The 24,569-nt window shown below is 42.0% G+C and carries 17 protein-coding genes and 2 pseudogenes; 12 read left to right on the forward strand and 7 right to left on the reverse strand.

Annotated features, from left to right (window positions below; translation table 11 throughout):
• Positions 1–251: pseudogene (locus LPH68_RS00630) on the reverse strand (DDE transposase); the annotation flags it as partial.
• Positions 252–387: 136 nt separating this feature from the next.
• Here LPH68_RS00630 and LPH68_RS00635 point away from each other — a divergent pair.
• The 9 genes and pseudogenes from LPH68_RS00635 to LPH68_RS00675 all read left to right on the forward strand — a co-directional run.
• Positions 388–1,161: pseudogene (locus LPH68_RS00635) on the forward strand (family 20 glycosylhydrolase); the annotation flags it as partial.
• A 123-nt stretch (positions 1,162–1,284) separates the two neighbouring features.
• Positions 1,285–2,928 (forward strand): DUF6377 domain-containing protein, encoded by a 1,644-nt coding sequence (locus LPH68_RS00640; RefSeq protein WP_149953276.1) that lies wholly within the window; start codon positions 1,285–1,287, stop codon positions 2,926–2,928.
• A gap of 210 nt (positions 2,929–3,138) precedes the next feature.
• Positions 3,139–6,144 carry a TonB-dependent receptor gene (locus LPH68_RS00645; RefSeq protein ID WP_074705711.1) on the forward strand — a complete coding sequence of 1,002 codons (3,006 nt, stop codon included), beginning with the start codon at positions 3,139–3,141 and terminating at the stop codon, positions 6,142–6,144.
• Positions 6,145–6,158: 14 nt separating this feature from the next.
• Positions 6,159–7,679 (forward strand): RagB/SusD family nutrient uptake outer membrane protein, encoded by a 1,521-nt coding sequence (locus LPH68_RS00650; RefSeq protein ID WP_009040967.1) that lies wholly within the window; start codon positions 6,159–6,161, stop codon positions 7,677–7,679.
• Positions 7,680–7,709: 30 nt separating this feature from the next.
• Complete coding sequence (locus LPH68_RS00655) at positions 7,710–9,200, forward strand: glycoside hydrolase family 30 beta sandwich domain-containing protein (RefSeq protein ID WP_004309890.1); 1,491 nt, start codon at positions 7,710–7,712, stop codon at positions 9,198–9,200.
• A 22-nt stretch (positions 9,201–9,222) separates the two neighbouring features.
• On the forward strand, positions 9,223–11,220 hold the full coding sequence (locus LPH68_RS00660; protein ID WP_151923263.1) for a DUF5125 domain-containing protein: 1,998 nt from the start codon (positions 9,223–9,225) through the stop codon (positions 11,218–11,220).
• 191 nt (positions 11,221–11,411) lie between these two features.
• Positions 11,412–13,658 (forward strand): glycoside hydrolase family 3 C-terminal domain-containing protein, encoded by a 2,247-nt coding sequence (locus LPH68_RS00665; RefSeq protein WP_192923085.1) that lies wholly within the window; start codon positions 11,412–11,414, stop codon positions 13,656–13,658.
• Between the two features lie 794 nt (positions 13,659–14,452).
• Positions 14,453–15,262: a Fic family protein gene (locus LPH68_RS00670; RefSeq protein WP_074705787.1), complete on the forward strand. Its 810-nt coding sequence runs from the start codon at positions 14,453–14,455 to the stop codon at positions 15,260–15,262.
• A 796-nt stretch (positions 15,263–16,058) separates the two neighbouring features.
• The gene (locus LPH68_RS00675) at positions 16,059–16,547 is read left to right on the forward strand and encodes a hypothetical protein (RefSeq protein ID WP_008641706.1); all 489 of its coding nucleotides are present in this window, start codon (positions 16,059–16,061) and stop codon (positions 16,545–16,547) included.
• A gap of 165 nt (positions 16,548–16,712) precedes the next feature.
• Here LPH68_RS00675 and LPH68_RS00680 read toward each other — a convergent pair whose 3' ends face one another.
• The 6 genes from LPH68_RS00680 to dapB form a co-directional block, all read right to left on the reverse strand.
• Complete coding sequence (locus LPH68_RS00680) at positions 16,713–17,114, reverse strand: putative toxin-antitoxin system toxin component, PIN family (RefSeq protein WP_008023883.1); 402 nt, start codon at positions 17,112–17,114, stop codon at positions 16,713–16,715.
• Positions 17,111–17,317: a hypothetical protein gene (locus LPH68_RS00685; RefSeq protein ID WP_022199954.1), complete on the reverse strand. Its 207-nt coding sequence runs from the start codon at positions 17,315–17,317 to the stop codon at positions 17,111–17,113. The genes LPH68_RS00680 and LPH68_RS00685 overlap by 4 nt, the downstream gene beginning before the upstream one ends.
• A gap of 138 nt (positions 17,318–17,455) precedes the next feature.
• The gene (locus LPH68_RS00690) at positions 17,456–18,094 is read right to left on the reverse strand and encodes a WbqC family protein (RefSeq protein ID WP_074705791.1); all 639 of its coding nucleotides are present in this window, start codon (positions 18,092–18,094) and stop codon (positions 17,456–17,458) included.
• Positions 18,095–18,174: 80 nt separating this feature from the next.
• Positions 18,175–19,116, reverse strand: coding sequence for a signal peptidase I (gene lepB, locus LPH68_RS00695; protein WP_074705722.1), 942 nt, complete (start codon positions 19,114–19,116; stop codon positions 18,175–18,177).
• 47 nt (positions 19,117–19,163) lie between these two features.
• Positions 19,164–20,648 carry a signal peptidase I gene (gene lepB, locus LPH68_RS00700; protein ID WP_004307501.1) on the reverse strand — a complete coding sequence of 495 codons (1,485 nt, stop codon included), beginning with the start codon at positions 20,646–20,648 and terminating at the stop codon, positions 19,164–19,166.
• Between the two features lie 35 nt (positions 20,649–20,683).
• Positions 20,684–21,448, reverse strand: a complete 765-nt coding sequence (gene dapB / locus LPH68_RS00705) for a 4-hydroxy-tetrahydrodipicolinate reductase (RefSeq protein WP_004307500.1) — start codon at positions 21,446–21,448, stop codon at positions 20,684–20,686.
• An 83-nt stretch (positions 21,449–21,531) separates the two neighbouring features.
• Between dapB and LPH68_RS00710 the strand changes: the two genes are divergently transcribed.
• The 3 genes from LPH68_RS00710 to LPH68_RS00720 all read left to right on the forward strand — a co-directional run bounded on the left by LPH68_RS00710 (position 21,532) and on the right by LPH68_RS00720 (position 24,565).
• Complete coding sequence (locus tag LPH68_RS00710; RefSeq protein WP_128858301.1) at positions 21,532–22,821, forward strand: DUF2851 family protein; 1,290 nt, start codon at positions 21,532–21,534, stop codon at positions 22,819–22,821.
• Positions 22,822–22,896: 75 nt separating this feature from the next.
• The gene (locus tag LPH68_RS00715) at positions 22,897–23,457 is read left to right on the forward strand and encodes a hypothetical protein (protein WP_032852245.1); all 561 of its coding nucleotides are present in this window, start codon (positions 22,897–22,899) and stop codon (positions 23,455–23,457) included.
• A 67-nt stretch (positions 23,458–23,524) separates the two neighbouring features.
• Positions 23,525–24,565, forward strand: a complete 1,041-nt coding sequence (locus LPH68_RS00720) for a hypothetical protein (RefSeq protein ID WP_128858302.1) — start codon at positions 23,525–23,527, stop codon at positions 24,563–24,565.
• The last annotated feature ends 4 nt before the right edge of the window (positions 24,566–24,569 follow it).

The following is a 24,569-nucleotide window of genomic DNA, read 5'->3' on the forward strand; positions in this document are numbered from 1 at the left end:
TGTGCATCGGAAAAGTTGGTATAGGACTTCAAGACCATCAAGGCTATTTTACCTTCGGGAGAAAAATAACTTTTACGCCCAAAAGGAGAGGACTTCAAATGCATTTGTCGGGCCAGTTCCGAGAAAGGGAACAGAGAATGGAGGCGACCTAATTCACTCGTTGCAAAACTTTGACGATATTTTTTAAGCATATCGAACTCGGTAAAACCTAAACAAGGTTCGATTTCTGAGATTTTTTGTATCTTTACCATGTGTTTTTATTTTTAATTACCCCCGTTTTGGCCGTCAAACCGTTTTTTGGGGGGAATGCTTAAAGATACAAAAAAGGCAACTAACTCGCAATGAATTAGTTGCCTTAAATTTTATTATTTTAGGAATATCCCTACTTATTTATCCCAACGGGCAGCCGGTATCAATTCGTGGAAAACTGTTCCGGAATGGAAAGAGGATGAAATACCTTATCAGATAGCCAATAACGGTTATCCGGTCATCCTCTGCAATGTGAATAACTTCTATCTGGATTTGGCTTATGATGCTCATCCCGATGAACCGGGACACTTTTGGGGTGGCTATGTAGATGAATCCAAAGCATTCTCCATGCTTCCGTTCGATGTCTATCGTTCTTCACGTACGGATATGGCGGGCAATCCGGTTGAGATCAGTTCCGCGGGAAAAGGAAAAACGACATTGACTGCCTCCGGCAGGAAACAAATAAAAGGGGTACAGGCACAACTGTTTGCCGAAACAATTCGAGGATTTCAATGGGTAGAATATTATACGTTCCCTAAAGTGATGGGACTGGTAGAGCGTGGCTGGAATGCGCATCCGGATTGGGAAACCCTTTCTGGTGCAGCCGAGCAGCAAACCTTTGACCGGGATCTGGCACTGTTCTATGAAAAAATCAGTGTAAAGGAAATGCCTTATTGGAGCCGGATAGGGGTAAACTTCCGTTTGCCTCATCCCGGACTCACCATTCGGGACGGACTTCTGTATGCAAATACTTCTATCGAAGGAGCACAGATACGCTATACGACGGATGGGACTGAACCGACGGTTGAGTCGGAGCTATGGGAGACTCCCGTAGCCTGTCAGGCTGCTGTTGTAAAAGCAAAGTTGTTTTATAGGGATAAGCAAAGTGTGACCAGCTGTTATTGGCAGTAATTAGTGGAATAGTAGAATAGATGTACTTTTAATTTCTAGCCGTTTTATTCTTTAAAATACGAAGATTTTCTCTACATTTGTCTTTATTAGTCTTGTAATCTTCTATTAAAGTTTAATACTCCGATGAAAAAAAAGTACCTGATATTTCTTTTACTTCTCTCTTTTCCACTATATACCCGGGCCGATAAGACCTTGGACTCACTGTTGAATGTGCTTGATTTGACGATTCAAGAACATGAAATTTATGTGGTTCAACGTGAATCACGTATCAAGCACCTTAAAGAACTGACACACGGAATAGAACCTAATTCCGCGGAACAGTACAATCTGAACAGTCAGATATACAAAGAATATAAAGCCTTTATCTGCGACTCTGCAATTCACTATTTGAATGAAAATATCCGGATTGCAGAGCGCTTGCGTGATACGGACCGGAAGATAGAAAGTCAGTTGCAGCTTTCGCTATTATTATCATCAACTGGAATGTATAAAGAGTCTCTTGATGTGCTGGAATCGGTAGACCGTCGGAAAATCATTCCTCGTTTAATAGCCGATTATTACACCTGCTTTGACCATGTGTATGGCGAGTTGGGCGTTTATACACAGGATAAAACCCTTTCGGGACGTTATTGGAGTATCTCGCAGGCATATAGAGATTCATTATATGCTATATTGCCTCCGGAATCGGAAGAATACCTGCTGATGCGTGAAGCATCATTTCGCGATCAACGCCAGTATGAGGATGCCCTGAAAGTGAATGATCTCCGGTTGACGAAAATAGAACCATATACTCCCCAATATGCGATGGCTACTTATCATCGTTCTTTGATTTACAAGTACAGTAATGATAGTCTGGGAGAGAAACGGAATCTTTGTCTTTCTGCTATATCGGATATTCGTTCTGCCATTAAGGACCATGCTTCGTTGTGGATGCTTGCCCAGCTACTTTACGAAGATGGTGATATGGAACGTGCGTACCAATATATGCGCTTTTCGTGGAATGCGACCAAGTTCTACAATGCCCGTCTGCGTAGTTGGCAGAGTGCTGACGTGCTTTCATTGATTGATAAAACCTATCAGGCAATGATTGAAAAGCAGAACGACCGTCTTCAACAGAACCTGCTGCTTATCACTGCACTGTTGGTGTTGTTGATTGTAGCTTTGGGATATATCTACCGTCAGATGAAAAAGCTGGCAGATGCAAGAAATCATCTTCAGGTAGCTAATAAGCAGTTAAACGGATTGAATGAGGAGTTGAGGCAAATGAATAGTTGCCTGTCTTCTACCAATATCGAACTCTCGGAGTCCAATCAGATCAAGGAAGAGTATATTGCCCGTTTCATCAAGCTGTGTTCTACTTATATCAACCGTTTAGACGCTTACCGGCGGATGGTGAATAAGAAAGTGTCTGCCGGACAAATTGCGGAGTTATTAAAGATAACGCGTTCCCAAGATGCTCTTGACGAAGAGCTGGAAGAATTGTATGCTAACTTTGATACAGCCTTTTTGCATCTCTTCCCTAACTTTGTGGGAAAATTCAATGACTTATTACAGGAAAATGAACAGATTTTGCCGAAGAAAGGCGAGTTATTGAATACTGAACTGCGCATCTTTGCTTTGATACGTCTGGGTATTGAAGATAGTTCACAAATTGCGGAGTTTCTTCGTTATTCGGTGAATACAATTTATAATTATCGGGCGAAAGTAAGGAATAAAGCCCGTGGATCGAGAGAGGATTTTGACGATTTAGTGCGAAAAATTCGCTAATTCGGACTGTAAATCAACCACTTTTTTAGGTATACGTTCTGAATGTAAATAGATGAAAATAAGTGGATTACCGTTTTGCTTAATCCACTTATTGCCCCCTCCTTGTTAGCTCACTTTAATTTCTTTATACTTTTGACCTGTGCTTCGAAAGTAATGAGAGTAGCCCATTGCTGACGAGCGTCTTATTATTAACTTTAAAACTTAGTACGCATGAAAAAAAACAGGCGAAAAATCCTTTCGGGGAGTCGCAAGATTTTCTTTGCTATCTTGGCAATGTTTTTATCTTTGAGTGCATCCGCACAGCAAATTACTGCATCCGGTCAGGTCCTGGATGCTCAAAAAGAACCGCTAATCGGTGTTAGTGTACAAGAGAAAGGTACGTCTAACGGAGCAATAACCGATTTAGATGGTAACTTCACATTAAACGTTAAGCAAAACGCCATTTTGATATTCTCTTATGTGGGTTATAAGTCGCAGGAGGTAAAGGCAGCCCAACAGATGAAGATCACACTTCAGGAAGATAATGAAGTGCTTGATGAAGTGGTGGTCATCGGTTATGGTTCGGTGAAACGGAAAGATGTGACCACCGCTATCTCTTCCGTATCTACCAAGGATTTGGATATGCGGCCCATTGTTTCGGCCGGACAGGCCATTCAAGGTAAGGCAGCCGGTGTCTCGGTGATTCAGCCTAACGGTACGCCGGGCGGTGAAATGTCTATCCGTGTTCGTGGTACTACTTCAATGAATGGTAGTAATGATCCGTTGTATGTAGTAGATGGAGTGCCTGTAGACAATATCAAGTTCCTTTCTCCGAATGATATTGAGAGTATGCAGATATTGAAAGATGCTTCATCAGCATCTATCTACGGTTCGCGTGCCGCTAACGGAGTCATTCTAATTACTACGAAGGCCGGTGCAGCCGGTAATGCCAAAGTTTCTTTGACAGCCCAGTTCGGTTTGAACAAAGTAGCTGATAAAGTAGAATCCCTGAATGCAGCACAATATAAAGAATTGCAGGATGAAATCGGACTAGTGTCTTTGCCGGACGGATTACCCGATCGCACCGACTGGTTTGATGAAACGTATACGACCGGAAAGACTCAAAATTATCAGGTAGCTGTATCCAATGGTAATGAGAAAATGAAATATTACCTTTCTGCGGGTTACCTCAAAGAACAGGGAGTGTTGGACATCTCTTATTACAAGCGTTACAATTTCCGGGTAAATCTGGAAAATCAGGTTCGTAAATGGCTGACAGTAAGTGCTAATATCTCTTATTCAGATTATACAAGCAATGGAGGCGGAGCAATGGGAACAGGCTCGAATCGGGGTGGTGTTATTCTGGCTGTTATCAATACACCGACTTATGCGCCGGTGTGGGATGCTTTGAACCCTAATCAGTATTACAATAACTTCTATGGAGTGGGTAATATCACCAATCCATTAGAAAATATGGCCCGCGCGAAGAATAACAAAGACAAAGAAAACCGCTTGTTGGCATCGGGTAATATATTGCTGACTCCATTTCCGGAACTGAAGTTTAAGTCTACTCTTACTCTTGACCGTCGCAACGCCGTTAATACCACTTTTCTTGATCCGATTTCTACTGCTTGGGGCCGCAATCAGTACGGTGAGGCTTCGGACAATCGGAATATGAACACTGTGCTGACATTTGATAATGTATTGACTTATAATAAAAACTTCAAGAAACATGGTTTGGAAATAATGGCCGGTTCGTCATGGACGGATTCAGACTATTCAAATAGCTGGATCAATGGCTCCCACTATCGTAGCGATCAGATTCAAACATTGAATGCTGCCAATAAAATATCTTGGGATAATACAGGTACGGGTGCATCTCAATGGGGGATTATGTCATTCTTCGGACGTGTAGCTTATAACTTCGACAGTAAATACCTGGTAACGGCTAATCTTCGTGCCGATGGCTCTTCTAAATTGCATCCCAATCATCGTTGGGGCGTATTTCCTTCATTCTCTGCAGCCTGGCGTATTTCTTCAGAGAAGTTCATGGAGGACCTTACATGGATTGACGATTTAAAATTGCGCGGTGGCTGGGGACAAACCGGTAACCAGTCGGGCATTGGTGACTATGCATATTTGCAGCGTTACAATATCGGTCGTATCGAATGGTTTAAGAAAGGCGGCGAAGGTGATTCTACTGATTATGCAAATGCTGTTCCTACCATTAGCCAGGCCAACTTGCGTACATCTGATTTAACATGGGAAACCACGACACAGACCAATATAGGTCTGGATCTGACCATATTGAATGGACGGTTGACGTTTAATGCCGATTATTATTATAAGAAGACCAAAAACATGTTGATGAATGTGTCATTACCTGCCGGTGCCGCAGCCGCTACGTCTATTGCCCGTAACGAGGGTGAAATGGTAAATAAGGGTTTTGAGCTTTCTATTAGTTCGAAAAATCTTCGTGGAGGAGCATTTACATGGGATACAGACTTCAATATCTCTTTTAACCGGAATAAATTGACAAAACTGGAATTACAGAAAGTTTATTACGATGCTAAAACTGCGGATGTGGTGAATGACTATGTGGTACGTAATGAGCCGGGCCGTGCTTTGGGAGGTTTCTACGGTTATATAAGTGATGGGGTAGATCCTGAAACCGGTGAATTGATGTATCGTGATTTGAACAATGACGGTAAAATATCATCTTCCGACCGTACCTATATCGGTGATCCGAATCCCGATTTCACCTATGGTATGACTAATACCTTTTCATGGAAAGGCTTTAACTTGAGTATCTTTATCCAAGGTTCTTATGGAAACGATATTTATAATGCTTCACGTATTGAAACGGAAGGTATGTATGATGGTAAGAATCAGTCGGCCCGTGTACTGAATCGTTGGAAAATACCCGGACAGATAACAGACGTGCCTAAGGCTAATTTCAAATTGCTCAATTCTACCTATTTTGTAGAAGATGGCAGTTATTTAAGATTGAAGGATGTTTCCTTGTCCTACAATGTTAAAGGCAAACTGCTGAAGAAATGGGGAATTACCCGTTTGCAACCTTACTTCACGGCTACTAACCTGCTGACATGGACCAGCTATTCGGGAATGGACCCGGAAGTAAACCAATGGGGTAACAGCGGTACGGTACAAGGTATCGATTGGGGTACTTACCCGCATTGCAGATCATACGTGTTTGGTATTAATGTTGAATTCTAATGAAAGGATAGATTATGAAACTAAGAACTATATTTTACGGATTAACCTCCGGCTTGCTATTGGGACTTTCTTCCTGCTCGCTGAATTATGAGCCATTAGACACCTATTCGGATGTGACGGAAGGAGTGACAAGTGATGGTACAAAAATCGTATTCAAGGATAAAGCTGCAGTTGAAAGTCATCTGACAACGCTTTATAATCAAATGCGTGACCGTCAGGAACATTGGTATGTGGATTTACTTTTGATTTCAGATTCCCATTCGGATAATGCTTATGCCGGTACTACCGGAGCGGAAGTTGTCCCGTTTGAGAATAACTCTATTGAAGGTTCCAATTCTGTGTTGGAACGTGACTGGAACCGTTATCTGGAGGATGTGGCCCGTGCCAATAAACTCATTTGTAACATTGACCTGGTGACAGATAATTCGTTGACTACTGCCGAACGGGCGCAATACAAAGCAGAAGCGAAGATATTCCGTGCCATGGTAATGTTTGACATGGTACGTCTTTGGGGCGATTTTCCGGTGATTACAACGGTGGCTGATGATATTACTTCTGAAAACATTGATGAGGTATATCCACAATATTTCCCCAAACAAAATACGGAACTTGAAGCTTATCAGCAGATTGAAAAGGATTTGTTGGATGCAGTATTGTATGCTCCGGACAATACGCCGGGGAATAAGACGTTGTTTTCTAAATCTGTAGCTCGTACCTTATTGGCTAAAATATATGCCGAGAAACCTTTGCGTGATTATACGAAAGTTATCCAATATTGTGATGAGGTGAAAGCAGACGGTTTTGATCTGGTAGATGATTTCAGTGATTTGTTTGGAATGAATGCTGCGGGAACAGATGCAAAGATGCGTAATACAAAAGAATCGATTCTTGAAGCACAATTTACATCTGGAGCAGGTAACTGGTGTACATGGATGTTCGGGCGTGATCTCGTGAACTGGAATAACAATTTCACGTGGGCGAAATGGGTGACTCCATCACGTGACCTGATTAGTGCTTTCAAACAGGAAGGAGATGAAGTCCGTTTCAAAGAATCAATAGTCTATTACGATTGTAATTGGAGCAACTATTATCCGTCTGATAATTATCCGTTCATGTATAAATGCCGTTCTGCCAACAGCAGTATTATCAAGTATCGTTATGCCGATGTCCTGTTGCTGAAAGCAGAAGCGCTGATTATGCAGGATACGCCGGATTTGGAAGGAGCCGCCGATATAATAGATGAAGTGCGCGACCGTGCCAAATTGGGAGCACTTCCCACCTCTGTCCGTTCAAACAAAAACGTCCTGCTGAATGCCTTACTTAAAGAACGTCGGTTAGAACTGGCTTTTGAGGGACAAAGATGGTTTGATCTGGTCCGTCTGGACAAGGTAGAAGAGGTGATGAATGCAGTGTATGCTAAGGATTCAGGTCGCAAAGCGCAGATTTATACTTTTGATAAGAACTCTTATCGTTTGCCAATTCCGCAGTCGGTAATCGACGCGAATGATAAGATTCACCAGAATCCGGGTTATTAATTCAACTAAAAACATAGAAAACTTAAGATTATGATAGACATGAGAAATATAGCATTGACCTTTTTAGGATGCTTCACCATATTAGCTGCATGCAGCAACAGTGACGATGCGGAGAAACCGGTTACACCTGTTCCGACCGGAGATGTGACTATTTATGCGACCACTAGCAGCCTGACTCGGGATTTGACCCGTGATGCCGTTAATTTCAGTTCGAAAGATAATTTGGCACCTACTTCAATCACATTGAATCCGACTGAACAATATCAGACAATGGACGGCTTCGGAGCTGCTATCACAGGCGCCACTTGTTTTAATCTTCTGCAAATGAAACCGGAAGATCGTCACGCCTTCCTTACGGAAACATTCTCTGACGACAAAGGCTTCGGATTTAGCTATATCCGTATCTCTATCGGCTGCTCCGACTTTTCATTGAGCGAATATACCTGCTGTGATACGAAAGGTATTGAACATTTTGCTTTGCAAAGTGAAGAGAAAGACTATATCCTTCCGATTCTGAAAGAGATTTTGAGCATCAATCCTTCTATTAAAGTCATTGCCGCCCCTTGGACTTGTCCAAAATGGATGAAAGTAAAGAGTCTCACAGACCTTACTCCGCTGGATTCATGGACAAACGGTCAGCTGAATCCAGCCTATTATCAGGACTATGCCACTTATTTTGTGAAATGGGTACAAGCCTTCAACGCCGAAGGCATTGATATTTATGCTGTAACTCCCCAGAACGAACCGTTGAACCGTGGTAATTCCGCTTCGCTTTATATGAGTTGGGAAGAACAGAGGGACTTTGTGAAAACAGCACTCGGACCTAAATTCAAAACAGCCGGACTGGCTACGAAAATTTATGCATACGATCATAACTATGATTATAGTGATATTGCAACGGAAAAGAACTACCCCGGTAAGATGTATGAAGACGCAGCTGCTTCCCAATACCTGGCCGGAGCTGCTTATCACAACTATGGCGGGAATCGCGAAGAGCTTTTAAATATACATAAAGCTTATCCTGAAAAGGAACTTCTTTTCACGGAGACTTCTATCGGAACATGGAATAGCGGACGTGATTTGTCGAAACGATTGCTGGAAGATATGAAAGAAGTAGCATTGGGTACGATCAACAACTGGTGTAGGGGAGTTATAGTGTGGAACCTGATGCTTGATAATGACCGTGCTCCTAACCGTGAAGGCGGTTGCCAGACTTGCTACGGAGCGGTGGATATCAGTAATAGCGACTATAAGACAATTATCCGCAACTCACATTATTATATCATCGCCCATCTCTCAAGTGTGGTGAAACCGGGAGCGGTACGTATCGGTGCATCCGGCTATGCTGATAGCAATATCATGTATTCTGCTTTCGAGAATCCGGATGGAACATACGCTTTTGTACTGATGAATAATAATGAAAAGACTAAAAAGATAACCTTAAGTGATGGTAAGCGTCATTTTGCTTATGATGTTCCGGGCAAATCTGTGACTTCCTATCGTTGGGCAAAGTCGGAATAAGAACTTTAAAACGATCAAGACAATGAAAAAAAACAGTTATATTATATTGGCTTTGGCAGGAATGTTATCCATGAATTCCTGTAATGATGACGAATTCTTGCCCGGTAATCCGAGTATGGAAATCAAAGCAGAGAATGCAGATGCTCTTTTTGGTGACAGTCTTCCGTTCACGATTAAAGCCTCGGATGTGGATGTGCCTCTTTCTACGTTGAAAGCACAGCTTTTTTATGGAGAAGAACAAGTGTCTGAAACGGTCATCCGTACAAAGACAAGCGGAAATGACTATACTGGTAAAATCTTTGTTCCTTATTATGCTAATATTCCTAATGGAAAGGCAACTTTGAAATATATCCTTCAGAACATTCATTTTACTACCACAGAAATGACGAAAGAACTTGCTCTGGCACGACCGGACTTCCCCTATCTGACATTAGTGGATGAGGAAGGAAAAGAGTACCGGATGGAACGTCAATCCATGTACAAGTATAGTGTGACAGGAGACTTCTCGCAAAAGATGAAAGCGTATATCAAGACTCCGAAAGTGGGAGAGAATGGGAACGAATTGACCTTCGGCTGGGAGAATGGAACGATTGAAGCCGGTTCTACTAATGCTATCTCATTTTCTAATACGGAACCGGGAAATTATGCTATCAAGTTTAATACGTTGACTTACGAGGCAGAACCATTTGCCAAATTAAAGGTGAACGGTGAAGATATGGAATTGGTAGAGAATGATATCTATGCAATCAAGTTGACTTTGAAGAAAAATGACATTCTAACGTTTGAAGGGGTGCCTGATTATGATAATTGGTGGATAGACCAGGATTATTTTGAAAAGCAGGAAGATGGAACATTGAAATTCCTGCCGATTGACGGAAGTTACCAAATAACAGCCAATGGTAAAATGAAGTATTTCTCTGTCATTGCTTTGAAGAATGGTGAGGCTGCCAAGTTGCAGGATGATGGAACAGGTGCTATCTGGGCTATTGGAACAGGAATCGGTAAACCGTCGGTGGCACTTTCTGAAGTAGGGTGGACTCCGGAAAATGGTCTGTGTATGCCACAGCTTACTGCGAAGAAGTATCAACTGACATTTATAGCTGGCGTTACCATGAAAGTGGATGATATTAACTTTAAGTTCTTCCATATCAATAAATGGGACAACGGCGAGTTTAAGGGTGATGCTATTTCTACAACGAGTGAATTGGTTAAAATTTCATCGGACGGAAACTTGGGACTGGAAGAAGGTCAGAAGTTCGAAAGAGGAGGTATTTACAGGTTTACAGTTGATGTGACGAAAGGCAATACCAAGGCTGTGTTGACAGTGGAGAAAATAGGGAAGGTAGATTTACCTGCACCGGATATTTTCTTTGGTAATGATAAGATGGAGGTGACAGATACTGATATATATAAGTCGGAACAGGTGTTTACACAAGGACAAATGATAACTGTCACGGGCATTGATAATTTGAATGAATGGTGGATCGATCCTGATTTCTTTGAGAAACAAAGTGATGGTGCATTGAAGTTCCTGCCGATTAACGGAGATTATCGGGTGACAGCTAATGCTGTTTTGAAGTATTTTTCTGTAATGGCTTTGAAAGATGGTAAACCGGCCAAATTGCAAGATGACGGAACGGGTGCAATCTGGGCTATCGGGAAAGGAATCGGTAAGCCTTCTGTTACGTCTTCCGAAGTAGGTTGGGAGCCAGGTAAAGCGCTCTGTCTGGCGCAAGTTGCTCCTAAAAAGTATCAGCTAACCTTGAAAGCCGGGGAAACGTTGAAGACTAGTGGTGACTCGGAAGTGATTAGTTTTAAGTTCTTCCATCAAAATGATTGGGGAGGAGAATTCGGCAATTATGCAAACTCTATTTTAGTGGAACAGCTTAAACTTACAGATTCCGGAAACCTGGAAATGCAGGATAATAAAGCATTTGAAGAAGGAGCTGTCTATCGATTTACCATTGATGTAACGAATGGTAATGCAAATGCTGATTTGAAGGTTGAGAAAATAAATTGATCTGAAGATTGATGTCGGATTTTTATTGAACTTATCCTGAAAGGGTATGATGAATTGTACCCTTTCAGGATTCATCTTTGGTCGGAATAATGTAAAAAACATTAATAAACCCGTCCGCAACTAGGAAATATCCCCTGTTTGGGAGTCTATATAAATAAAGTATTAACTCATTTCTTATATCATCAATAAACATGAAACTCAAAGCAATGTTACTTGGCTTGTCTGTGATGACTGCGTTGTCTGCCTTTGCGCAGAAGCCCGTGTATCTGGATACTGGTAAGCCTATCGAAGAGCGAGTGAAAGATGCATTGAACCGGCTGACCCTTGAAGAAAAGGTGAAGATGATTCATGCACAGTCTAAATTTAGTTCGGCAGGCGTTCCCCGCCTCGGAATCCCCGAAGTATGGGCTACCGACGGTCCTCACGGTATCCGTCCGGAAGTGTTGTGGGATGAATGGGATCAGGCAGGATGGACAAACGACTCTTGTATTGCCTATCCGGCGCTGACGTGTCTTGCTGCTACATGGAATCCCGAAATGTCGCATCTTTATGGGAAAAGTATCGGTGAAGAGGCGCGTTATCGCAAGAAAGACATCTTGTTGGGTCCCGGTGTGAATATCTACCGTACTCCCTTGAACGGACGTAACTTCGAGTATATGGGAGAAGACCCGTATCTATCCGCCACTATGGTGGTTCCTTACATCAAAGGTGTACAAGAGAACGGGGTAGCTGCCTGTGTGAAGCATTATGCATTGAACAATCAGGAGTTCAACCGTCATACCACCAATGTGCAATTGAGTGATCGTGCTCTTTATGAAATATACCTGCCTACTTTTAAAGCGGCTGTTCAGGAAGGTGGAACATGGTCGATTATGGGCTCTTATAATCTTTATCAGGGACAGCACGCTTGTCACAACAAACGTCTGCTTAAAGATATTCTTCGTGATGAATGGGGTTTTGATGGCGTTGTAGTGTCCGACTGGGGAGGTGTGCACAACACCGAACAGGCTATTCACAATGGTATGGACTTGGAATTTGGTTCCTGGACGAACGGACTGTCTGCCGGAACGAGAAATGCGTATGATAATTATTACCTTGCTTTCCCTTACCTGAAACTGATAAAAGAGGGTAAAGTAGGAACAAAGGAACTGGACGAAAAGGTTAGCAATGTCCTTCGTCTGATATTCCGCACTTCAATGGATCCGCACAAACCGTTCGGCTCTTTAGGCTCTCCCGAACACGGACAAGCCGGACGTCAGATTGGAGAAGAAGGCATTGTATTGTTGCAGAACAACGGTAACGTATTGCCTATCGATTTGAATAAAGCGAAGAAAATAGCAGTGATCGGTGAAAATGCGATAAAGATGATGACTGTGGGCGGTGGTAGTTCTTCTTTGAAAGTGAAATATGAGATTTCTCCGTTGGATGGACTGAAAAGCCGTGTGGGCTCAAAAGCGGAAGTGGTATATGCCCGTGGATATGTAGGCGATCCGACAGGAGAGTATAACGGTGTGAAAACCGGTCAGGATTTGAAGGACAACCGTTCGGAAGATGAACTGCTCGCAGAGGCTTTGCAAGTGGCTAAAGATGCCGACTATGTTATCTTCTTCGGTGGCTTGAACAAGAGCAATCATCAGGATTGTGAAGATTCGGACCGTGCTTCTTTAGGTTTGCCTTACGCGCAGGATAGAGTGATAAGCGAACTGGCAAAGGTGAATAAAAACCTGATTGTTGTCAATATCTCCGGCAATGCAGTGGCTATGCCTTGGGTGAATGAAGTGCCTGCTATTGTTCAAGGTTGGTTCCTGGGTTCGGAAGCCGGAACAGCTCTTGCTTCCGTATTGGTGGGAGACGCTAATCCTTCAGGAAAACTTCCTTTCACTTTCCCTGCAAAACTGGAAGATGTAGGTGCTCATAAACTGGGAGAATATCCGGGTAATAAAGAAGAACTGGCACAGTCTAAACATAGAGGGGACACCATTAATGAAATCTATCGGGAAGATATTTTCGTAGGTTATCGCTGGGCGGATAAAGAGAAAATCAAACCGCTGTTCCCGTTCGGACACGGATTGAGCTACACTACTTTCTCCTATGGAAAACCCTCGGCCGACAAGAAAACAATGACTGCAGATGATACCATTTCTTTCACAGTCAATGTGAAGAATACAGGCACTCGTGAAGGTCAGGAGGTTGTTCAGCTTTATATCAGTGATAAGAAATCCTCGCTCCCTCGTCCGGTAAAAGAGTTGAAAGGTTTCCAAAAAGTGAAATTGGCTCCGGGAGAAGAGAAAGCGGTAACGCTGACGATTGATAAGAAAGCATTGAGCTTCTTTGATGATGCCAAACACGAATGGGTGGCCGAACCGGGCAAGTTTGAGGCAATCATCGGTAGTTCATCCAGAGATATTAAAGGTATTGTACCATTTGAGTTGAAATAGGTAGATGTTTGGTTAGAGATCTTTTTTTAGGAGATGAAGGCGGTTCCGGGTACAGGAGCCGCCTTCTTTGTTTATAGTCAGGATAGAACTTACTACCATTCACCCTTAATTTGTATTATCTTCCCATATAGGAAAAAGTAGCTTTAAGTTCGATGAGAAAAGGATAAAATCGAATTTGTCCACAAACTGTGGACGATTTGCCTGTTCCGTACAGAATCGAATAATTTTTCCCACTGGATATTTATTTCCCACCTTTTCAACTCCCCTTTCACCTTTTCTCTGTTTCCTCGATGAATAAGGAGTTTATGGGTGAAGGGCAACAACTTCACCATCTCTTCACCAGTAGCGATTAGTTTCAAGAATTGTTTCAAGGCTTGAAACAATCCGTTTCTCGGTGTGAAACACTTTGTTTCCCTGCTTGAAACACTTTGTTTCAAGGCTTGAAACTTTTAGTTTCAAATAGGGTTGAAACTAATTGCGAAATAGCTTTATTAATCTTGCTCAATGGTGTACGAGTTTGAGGCAGTCATCGGTAGTGCATCCAGAGATGTGAAAGGTACTGTGCCGTTTGAATTGAAATAGGTTGATGTTTGGTTAGAGATTCTTTTAAGGAGATGGCGGCGAGTTTGGGTATTCGCAAGATGTTAAGTGGTTGTAACAAATCGACTTAGCGTTTTTTTATTACCTACATTTTCTCTGTGTTTGCAAAAAATAGTAAGAAAATAGTCGTTTCGCTTGGTAAAGTGTTGTATCATAAGTAATTTTGGGAAAAATAACAATCAAGGTAACCTATGATGGAAAAGGGTATTTGGCAGGAAATAGAGGAACTGTATATGGAGTTTCAGCAACTCGGTATCAGTCAGTCGGTAGACTATGAGAAGTACTATCTCTATTCTCTTATTACCCATTCTACAGCCATTGAAGGTTCTACACTAACCGAAATGGATGCACAGCTTCTTTTTGATGAAGGTGTAACAGCTAAAGGAAAGCCGTTGGTATATCATCTGATGAATGAGGACCTGAAGAAAGCATACGAGCTTGCCAAAGAGGAAGCGCAATGTAATACTGCTATAACTCCTGCTTTCTTGCAGAAGTTAAATGCTACTTTGATGCGGACAACAGGGGGGATACATAATACAATAGGCGGCTCTTTTGATTCTTCCAGAGGAGAGTTTCGTTTGTGTGGTGTTACGGCTGGTGTAGGTGGGCGTTCTTATATGGGTTATCAAAAAGTATCTGCTAAAGTAGAGGAACTTTGCTTCCTGTTGCAGGAGCGGCAAAAGAGTGTGGAAACATTTCGTGAACAATACGAACTAAGTTTTAATGCTCACCTCAATTTAGTGACTATTCATCCTTGGGTGGACGGCAACGGGAGAGCAGCTCGTTTATTGATGAACTACATTCAATTCTGCTATCATCTTTTTCCCGCTAAGATTTTTAAGGAGGATAGGGCAGATTATATCCTTTCTTTACAACAAGCACAAGATGATGAAACCAGCCAGCCTTTTTTGGATTTCATGGCGGTGCAATTGAAAAAATCACTGTCTTTGGAAATTCAAAAATATAAAGCTTCTCACAATAAAGGATTTAGTCTTATGTTTTAATCTTGTAGGGCTTCTTTTGATAAGACTTCCACCCGTTGTATATTGTGTTGTTTTAAGTATTAATACTTGAGTTATAGGCTATTAATACTTTGTATCTAGGTTATTAATACTTGAGTTGTTGGATATATATACTCAAGACGCAGGATATATATATCCAACGTGCAGGATATATATGCCCAATACATTGGATATATATACCCAACAAATTGGATGTATACACCCATTAATCTATATGATGTAAGCATCTCTACAGTGCTATCTTGTCATTTATCCTTCGGATTTTTATCTTTGTAAGCGTCTCTGCGATGCCGTATTGTTTTATTTGCCATTGTGAAGGAGGTGAAGGATGGTTCTTTCTGTATTTTGCATCCTCTTTCACCATAAAGTTTTGATTTATAGTCATTCAGCTAAAGGTGAAACCGGTGAACCTTCAAAATGAATCTTATAGTTGCAAGTAGTCTTTAGACGGTTCTGTCTTAAGCTTATTGCTGTAAACTTCAATTAATACTGATTTTCTTTTCTCTTTTCTGATTTTATATTCTATCTTTGCAATGCTCTTTATCAAAATCCACAGCAGGGAAGCCTGCTGTATCTAATGTGGCAAGCTTTTTTTATGCTTGTCCCATTTTCCTATATGGCGGTTTCGCACCCCCATGTAGGATGTTAATGCACCTACTGCCTGTTGTGGATGGTGAAGAGCAATGGGACAGGCGGAACCGCTTCTTTTATTCCTTAAAACTACCTTTCTGTATCGCCCCATTAAACTTAATTTATTCACCATTTAATTAAAATTCTTATGGAAGAAGTTTTAAGCAACCAGGAGGCCCGTCCGGGGGACGCGACGCAACTCATGCACGCTATCTTTTCATCCGATGATGAAATGATGTCTTTTTATCTGACCCTCAATTGTTTTATGAATCCTGAAAGCTATCTAGTGGAACGAACAGATCGAAAGAGACTGGAGGATTTAGCTAATACGCTTTATAGTAATGTGGCGGCCTTTGAAGCTATCCGTACTTATAAGTCGATAAGTGTGAAAGAGGTGATTAGAGGATTCGGCGCGCACATGATGAATACGCAAATCTCCAATACCAATCGTTTCCAGAGTGCTGATGCAGTGGGAACGTTAATGAATTGTATACTGAATACCACTAAAAACAGTTGGCAATTTAAAAAAATGGATCGGAATAACAATATACATCTTCAGAATGTACGATACTTATTGAATCGGTTGGATGCGGCAGAATCTAATGAAGAGAAGAATCGTGAAGAAGTAGCGGTATAAACAGCTTTATAGAGCTCATTTAGTGATTATGGTTTAGTTGAGAGTATGATATGAGATACATCACATGTGACGCTATCGCTAAACCCTAATCATTTTGTCAATGATAGAAATATTTATAGATAATGACAGTTTGAAGCGGTAAATATCTTCCTCCAGATGGGAGGGCTACAATAACTTCATGAACTCTGTTATAGTTACAATTTTTGTCCGGTTATGTTTTTCTAGGACTAATAAATCTTTGTCTCCAGTAACAATGTAGTTAGCTTTGATCGTATCGGCTAGAGAGAGTAAATAAAGATCTTTTTTGTCTCTAATCTCTGATTTGCTTTTTGTTTGGATGACGACATATTTTCCGTATAAATGGATAAGTTTAAGTGTATCGTCTAGATCTTCCGGACGAATATATTTTCGTATTTTCTCCCGCGAAGAAACATCATAGAATTCATCTAGCAGCTCACGGCATACATATATTTCTAACGAGGGATGGGTAAGTAATGTGCGCATAGTCGCAATCTTGCGTCCTAGCATGAATGAAATCCATAGATTTGTATCAATAATTATTCTCATTTCTCGTATCTTATAGCATTTAATTCTGCAAGAATTTCTTCTTCAGAAAGATTCACTCTTTTTGGACGTGATGCTATATAGTCTTTTAAAAAGTCTTCTCTGATATCAATGTCCCAACCCATTTTCTTTGCAAGCTCTTTGAAGAATTTTATATCAGACTTTGGTATACTCAAAAAAACACCTTGATTCATAGTTGTATCCATAACTATTTCCCTTTCATTATTAAGTATCTAACGAATACAAAGATAAGAAAGTTCTCTTGTTTCTCAAATCATTTATCATATCTTTATTTCACTTTAGCAAAAATGAAGGATAACATACTGGGCACAAACAATGTGAGGTTATCGCTTGCCCAGTACCAACAGGCTTTCCGGTCCCATATTGAACAACAGGTCTATGATACTCAAATTAGGTAGAAAACCCAGTTTGGACTCGAAAACCTGATAGTAAGGTTGCGGAACAAACTCTGTATCCACTTCCCTGAAATCCTTTTTCGGATGAATCACTTCCCGAAAATCGGATTCTCCGGGAGCAAACTCCATCTTATATTCGGAAGTGCGCTCAATGGTGGGGTGAATATCAATCAGTTCACAGACCATCCGGCAGAGTTCTTCGTTGAAATCGATTAAAAACTCGTATTTCTTTTCATAGAAGGGGCGGAAGTCGTCCTTGTAGTACTCAAAGAAAGGAGTATTGTTGTAGGCCGATTCGATGGCGTTCCAATGTAGATGTCTCCAGTTGCCGTGGTCGGAGATGCGGATATCCTTCATTGGGCACTTCAATGTATCGGGCTTTACGGTTGGGATGGAAAGAGCTAACTCACCCGATGGGCTGGCAATGGTGCACCGGTTGCGGTAGGTTTGTTTTATATAGTGGTCGTATTGTTCTACAAATACCTTGTCATAAGCCAGTAGTTTGGTATAATATTCAACGGGAGCGAGATAGGCTGAAGATAAATAAGCGATGTTCATTTCTTTCATTTTAATTCGTTTAGGAGGCTCTGTTATTAAGGATATTATGAGATATAATGAAGGGGTTGTTTCTTTTATGATCCGGAAGATTATTTCACTGTTCTGAAGAAACGCCTCCATCGATATCCGTCAAACAAACCTGTTTCTTTTTCTTTAGAGAACCAAATGATGGAGGCTTTTCCGATGATATGGTCTTGCGGGACAAATCCGAAGAGCCGTGAGTCGGAGAAGTTGACGGTATTGTTAGACCCCATCCAATAGTAATCTTTGGTGAAATAACAGTGTTGTGTGGGTTTTCCGTCCACGTAGAGAGTGTCGTTCTTTATTTCTGCCTGTTTGCCTTCGTGCATCACGAGGGTATTCCGCAGCAAGGTCATGTTCCAGGGATAGACCCGGATAAATTTCCCTTTTCCGGGGACAATCAGCGGATTTGGTTCGGCATTTTCTTTGTTTGACAAAGGTTGGACGAAGCTCTCTTTCCCATTCATGGCCTGTTCCAACAGATAATATTCGTAACGGCTGAAACTGCGTACATGGGTGCTGTCATTACTTCCCATCAATCCGTCGTTGGTGATGGAAAGGGTATGCATGAGTGACGTAATCAGATTTTCTTTTGAGGCGGGATACGAATAAAGTCTTTTCTTATCCGGGTTAAACTGTGCCTCCGGAGAAATAACGGAGAAAAGAGAATCGACCAATAACGTATCTCCCGGAACTCCGAGACAGCGGCTGATATAGATTTCCCGACGGTCGATGACAGGTTGCCGGATTCCGGCAGGATTATTGAATACTACGATGTCTTGCCGACGCACAGGACTCTCGCACCAGCGGTGATAAGAAAAAAGCGACATGAAAGGAACCCGCAGCCCGTAACTCCATTTGTTGACCAGGATACGTTCACCCTGAAAAATGGAATTCTCCATGCCGGTGGAAGGGATAAGGCAGGACGTAAAAGCAAATCCCCGGAGCAGAAGCACTACGACTACTGCTCCGGCAAATGCTAGTATCCATTTGAATTTACGAATGTTCATCAATATTTATCACCTTATCACTCTATTCTATCCTATCCGTACACTTATCAGTCTACCCACTTGAAGAGGCGGTTCCAGCGAATCTTACCGTCAAACCATCCACGGTCTTTGTCAAGCGACAGCCATACGACAATCGGCTTGCCCACTACGTGATCTTCGGGTACAAAACCCCAATAACGGGAGTCGGCAGAGTTGTGACGGTTGTCACCCATCATCCAGTAATAATCCATTTTGAAGGTATATTCATTGGTCTTTTCACCGTTGATGTAGATACCGTCCGGTTTCACTTCCAGCTTGTTGCCTTCGTAGGCTACGATGCAACGCTCATAGATAGGCAGGTTGTCTTCTGTGAGGGTAATGGTAGCTCCTTTGGCAGGAATCCAGATCGGACCGTAATTGTTGCGGTTCCATTTGGTATAAAGGTTCAGCGGATACATCTGTCCGGCGTATTCTTCCGGTTCCATTACTATTTTGCTGATTAGCTTTTTATTGCCAAGGAGAGTGTCATACATCTTTTTAGTCAATGGAAGATGATATACCGGATTCAGTTTGCCTTGCGCATTCCGGTTGTCCAGTCCCATATCCAATAATCCGCCTTCCCAGCCAGAGTCTTCTATCAGCATGGTGTCATCCTTGCTGATGCCTAATTCGCGGAGCATATCTTCCGGAATGTACGGGCCGGTAGTCTGTACGAAGTAGTTGAATTGCAGGTTTTCGGGGTTCTCAATCGCCTTACCGTCAATCATCACCTGTCCGTCTACAATTTGCAATGTATCACCGGGCAAGCCGACACAACGTTTCACATAATTCTCGCGACGGTCTACCGGACGCCACAGTACTTCACCGTAAGTACGCGGATTGTTTAGAATCTGTTTACGTCCGGCGTCATAGTAGAGGTCATAGATTGCACGTTGCTGTGAACGTGTCAGGCTATCCATTTCAATCTGTTTGGAGTAGATGCGTTGTCCTTCACCATAAGCCAGCGTATAGAAGTCCGTTGTCTGTTGGTAGTTCACTGCCACCGTGTCTCCTGCCGGGAAGTTGAAAACCACAATGTCATTCAGCTTCACTTTGCCGAAGCCCGGTACCCGTTTGTATTTCCATTGTGGCCACTCGATATACGATTTAGTATTGAAGACAGGCAGCGTATGTTGTGCCAACGGCATAGAAAGGGGAGTGTTCGGTACGCGGGGACCGTAGCTCATCTTGCTTACATACAGGAAATCGCCTACCAGCAATGATTTTTCCAGCGAAGAGGAAGGAATCTGGTAATTCTGGAAGATGTAGATATTGACGAAGTAGACGGCAACCAACGCAAATACGATGGCATCCACCCAACTCATCACACTGCGGACAGCCGGATTCTTCGACTTCTTCCAAAAAGACCAAGGTATTTTCTTTGTGATATAAATATCGAAAATGAAAGGAACAACAATCAATCCCCACCAACTCCGTACCCAGAGGAGGAAGACGAGGTAAAGTAGAATAGCAATGGCACATTTGATCCATTGTGCGCGTGTGGCTTGTCTCATAATGTTATATTTGTTTAGAACTAGCTTCTGAAATCTTAGTCGTTCAAGAATGGGAATAAATCACTCATGCCCAAAAAACCTTCGTGTGTGGCAGTATATTCGGCTGCCAGTACGGCTCCCAATACAAATCCGCCACGACTTTTGGCATCATGCGTGATAGTTATGCTGTCTACATCAGATTCATAGCGAATGGTATGAAGGCCGAACACTTCTCCTTCGCGGATAGAGGCGATAGGAAGTTCATTAGGGGCGCAATCGTTGGTTCCGCTAATGGTTCCGTCCGGTGCAAGGAAAGTGCCTTTCACCCATTTGTCCTTACGGTCCAGCTTTTCCAGAATACCTTCCGCCAATGTAATGGCTGTTCCGCTGGGAGCATCCAGTTTGTGGATATGATGTGTCTCGCTCATGGTGACATCATAAGCAGGGAACTGATTCATGATTTTAGCCAGATACTTGTTGAGAGCGGAGAAGATGCTGACTCCCAGGCTGAAGTTGGACGACCAGAAGAGTGTTTTGCCCCCTTCCGTGCAGAGCTTCTTGATTTCTTCGCCATGCTCGGCCATCCATCCGGTACTGCCCGATACCAGTTTTACACCGGCTTTGAACGCTTTCATATAATTGCTGTAAGCTACCATCGGATTGGTAAACTCAATGGCCACATCGGCCGATTTGAATGCTTCCGATTCGAAGTCATCCTGATTATTGATGTCAATGATGCAGACGATTTCATGTCCGCGACTACGGGCAACCTTTTCTATCTCTTTGCCCATCTTTCCGTAACCGATCAGTGCTATTTTCATTGTTTTCTGACTTATATTCAAAATAATAGTCGCAAAGATAAGATTTTTATTACATTTGCAGCGCACATTAACGTCTTGTTAACATGGAACATCTTCTCCACTACGTGTGGAAACATAAATTATTTCCCCTGAAAGTACTGCAAACCACCAACGGCTTACCGGTAGAAGTGATTGACCCCGGTCTGCAAAACCCCAACGCCGGTCCCGACTTTTTCAACGCGAAACTAAAGATTGACGGCGCCTTATGGGTGGGAAACATCGAAATACATACACATTCTTCCGACTGGTTTCGCCACGGACATCATTCTGACAAAACATACGACTCTGTGATTCTCCATGTAGTGAGTGAAGCAGATACGGAAATAACCCGTTCCAACGGTGAACAGATACCACAACTATTGCTGACTTGTCCGGAAAATGTGCAATCCCATTATCATGAACTTTGCGTAGCCGATCATTATCCGGCTTGCTATCCCATCCTTGCTTCTCTTCCCAAACTTACCATCCATTCCTGGCTGACCGCTTTGCAAACAGAGCGTTTGGAGCAGAAAGCACAGTTAATCATGCAGCGTCTCGAACTTTGCAACAATAATTGGGAAGATGCTTTCTTTATCACCCTTGCCCGTAATTTCGGTTTCGGCTTGAATGGAGATACTTTTGAAACGTGGGCGGGATTGTTGCCATTTCGTGCGTTGGGTAAGCACCGGAATGATTTGTTTCAGATAGAAGCTTTTTTCTATGGTTTGGCTGGGTTGTTGGAAGAAACATTTCTGAAAAAAGAACAGGAAGACGAATATAGTCTTCGTCTTTGTAAAGAGTTTCGTTATTTACAGCATAAATTTGAAATCGGGCAGGGGATGGATGCTACTTTATGGCGTTTTCTCCGGCTTCGTCCGGAAAACTTTCCGCATATTCGCCTGGCGCAGTTGGCTTATCTTTATCAGAAAGGAGACAAGCTGTTTTCACGTTTGTTGGAAGCGGAAACTCTGGCGGACGTGAGAGCTTTACTGGATACCCGTACGTCTCCCTATTGGGAGAATCATTATCTATTCGGACGACTATCTTCTCAAAAGGAAAAGACGATGGGAGAGCGTTCCAAGGATTTGATTGTCATTAATACGGTGGTTCCTTTTCTTTATACTTACGGATTGCATAAGGCAGATGAACGAATGTGTGAACGTGCCGCACGCTTTCTGGAAGAATTGAAGGCGGAGAGTAATCACATCATTCGTTCGTGGAGCGATACCGGACTTCCGGTAGTCAGTGCGGCGGATAGTCAGGCACTGATACAGTTACAAAAAGAGTATTGCGATAAGCGGAAATGTCTGTACTGCCGCTTCGGCTATGAATATTTGAAACATACAAAGATTTAGTTCTTAAAATAACCAAGATGCCAAACTTGTCATTATCTTTGCGCCGTTAATTAAACTCTTAATTTATATAGTATTATGAGAGCTAAAAAGTTTGTATGCTGCTTGCTGGCTATGATGCTGCTCGCAGGTGTTTCGTTTATCTCCTGCGGTAATAGTTCCAAGGCAAAAGCCGATAGTGAACTGACTACACAAGACGGTGAAGATTTCAAATCCTTTTTGGATAAATTTACTTCCAGTGCAGCCTTCCAGTATACTCGTATCAAGTTCCCATTAAAGACTCCGATCACTTTGTTGGCAGATGACGGAGAAACCGAGAAAACATTCCCTTTCACTCGGGAAAAGTGGCCGTTGCTGGATAGTGAAACTATGAAAGAAGAGCGTATCACCCAGGAAGAGGGAGGTATTTATGTTTCCAAGTTTACGCTGAATGAACCGAAACACAAAATCTTTGAAGCGGGCTATGAAGAGTCCGAAGTGGATTTGCGTGTTGAGTTCGAATTGCAGGCTGACGGGAAATGGTATGTGGTAGATTGCTATACAGGTTGGTATGGATATGACTTGCCGATTGGGGAGTTAAAACAGACTATTCAGAATGTGAAAGAAGAGAATGCTGCTTTCAAGGAGTTGCATCCTTGAGAATGAACGTAGAAAGAGCATTTATACTGGACACGATACGGCGGAATATTATGAATGGATATAAAAGATGAAGCAAAATAATAAAAATGAAAAACGTAAAAGGAAACTGCGAATAGCGGCAAGAAAACGTAAAGAACGTCTTGAATATCGTGAAAAATACAGCACTAGCTCTCCACAAAATGATGAATGGAACGATTACAACCTAAAACTTGAATCCAATAAGAAAAAGGCAAAGATTTGGTGGCTTATAGCTTTTCTATTCACTTTTGGATTGTTCTTTTTCTCTATTGTCTATATAAGGTCAGAGGAACTGGGGACTACCTTATATCTACTTATTTATATATTGTGCTATGTTTCAGTACCTATAACATTTTGGATGGGTACAAGTTTTCAAAGTAGGTGTCATCATGCAATACAATTGGGAGAATGCCCGATTAGCCCTATGGGTGTTTTCCCGAAGTTAATTGGGATCAGGTATTGTGACAAGGGTAAAAATGAATTCTTTGAAGATGTTAAAGATGATATTTTTACATATTGTAGTGCGAAGAAGATTGTACTAACAAACGATTTCGGTAGTTTAGGCTGGATTGTTTTTATGCTTCTATCTATTTTTTTTATACTATATCTTATGGGTGCTTCTATCTATAACGATTGGAAATCGGATGAGGCATTTATGGCAATGCTTATAGTTCTTGGTCTTTTATCTGCTACCGTGTTTCCTTATTTATATTTGAAGAAGAATATATTTATTATTGACCGTGAAAATAAAATGATTACCATCCCTTCGATTTATAGATTTGGTAAGGAGAAGATTTTACCTTATGATCAAGTCGTAGTTTCATTTTGTTCCGGGGTTGCACCTACTAATAGACGTGGGGCACTAGTAGATGATTATATATCTCTGACGGGGAAAGGAGATTTACCCTTTGGTCCTAGTGTTGGATTCAGAGGTGATGTAAGCACTAAATACAGATTTGCATGGTTTATTTGTGAATATATGAATGTGCCAGATTTGGAAGTTATGCCCGAAATAGAAGGATTTGAGGATATAATCAGTAAAATAAAGCAGGATAATGCTTTGCGCGACAAATCATCCTGTAACTCTTGAACAT

This window comes from Bacteroides sp. 1_1_30 (assembly GCF_020982715.1).
GTDB lineage: Bacteria > Bacteroidota > Bacteroidia > Bacteroidales > Bacteroidaceae > Bacteroides > Bacteroides xylanisolvens.

Bases quoted from the DNA above. Each gene is read 5' to 3' on its own strand.
- LPH68_RS00640 (WP_149953276.1), top strand. From the start codon at position 1,285: ATGAAAAAAAAGTACCTGATATTTCTTTTACTTCTCTCTTTTCCACTA.
- LPH68_RS00645 (WP_074705711.1), top strand. From the start codon at position 3,139: ATGAAAAAAAACAGGCGAAAAATCCTTTCGGGGAGTCGCAAGATTTTC.
- LPH68_RS00650 (WP_009040967.1), top strand. From the start codon at position 6,159: ATGAAACTAAGAACTATATTTTACGGATTAACCTCCGGCTTGCTATTG.
- LPH68_RS00655 (WP_004309890.1), top strand. From the start codon at position 7,710: ATGATAGACATGAGAAATATAGCATTGACCTTTTTAGGATGCTTCACC.
- LPH68_RS00660 (WP_151923263.1), top strand. From the start codon at position 9,223: ATGAAAAAAAACAGTTATATTATATTGGCTTTGGCAGGAATGTTATCC.
- LPH68_RS00665 (WP_192923085.1), top strand. From the start codon at position 11,412: ATGAAACTCAAAGCAATGTTACTTGGCTTGTCTGTGATGACTGCGTTG.
- LPH68_RS00670 (WP_074705787.1), top strand. From the start codon at position 14,453: ATGGAAAAGGGTATTTGGCAGGAAATAGAGGAACTGTATATGGAGTTT.
- LPH68_RS00675 (WP_008641706.1), top strand. From the start codon at position 16,059: ATGGAAGAAGTTTTAAGCAACCAGGAGGCCCGTCCGGGGGACGCGACG.
- LPH68_RS00680 (WP_008023883.1), bottom strand. From the start codon at position 17,114: ATGAGAATAATTATTGATACAAATCTATGGATTTCATTCATGCTAGGA.
- LPH68_RS00685 (WP_022199954.1), bottom strand. From the start codon at position 17,317: ATGGATACAACTATGAATCAAGGTGTTTTTTTGAGTATACCAAAGTCT.
- LPH68_RS00690 (WP_074705791.1), bottom strand. From the start codon at position 18,094: ATGAAAGAAATGAACATCGCTTATTTATCTTCAGCCTATCTCGCTCCC.
- lepB (WP_074705722.1), bottom strand. From the start codon at position 19,116: ATGAACATTCGTAAATTCAAATGGATACTAGCATTTGCCGGAGCAGTA.
- lepB (WP_004307501.1), bottom strand. From the start codon at position 20,648: ATGAGACAAGCCACACGCGCACAATGGATCAAATGTGCCATTGCTATT.
- dapB (WP_004307500.1), bottom strand. From the start codon at position 21,448: ATGAAAATAGCACTGATCGGTTACGGAAAGATGGGCAAAGAGATAGAA.
- LPH68_RS00710 (WP_128858301.1), top strand. From the start codon at position 21,532: ATGGAACATCTTCTCCACTACGTGTGGAAACATAAATTATTTCCCCTG.
- LPH68_RS00715 (WP_032852245.1), top strand. From the start codon at position 22,897: ATGAGAGCTAAAAAGTTTGTATGCTGCTTGCTGGCTATGATGCTGCTC.
- LPH68_RS00720 (WP_128858302.1), top strand. From the start codon at position 23,525: ATGAAGCAAAATAATAAAAATGAAAAACGTAAAAGGAAACTGCGAATA.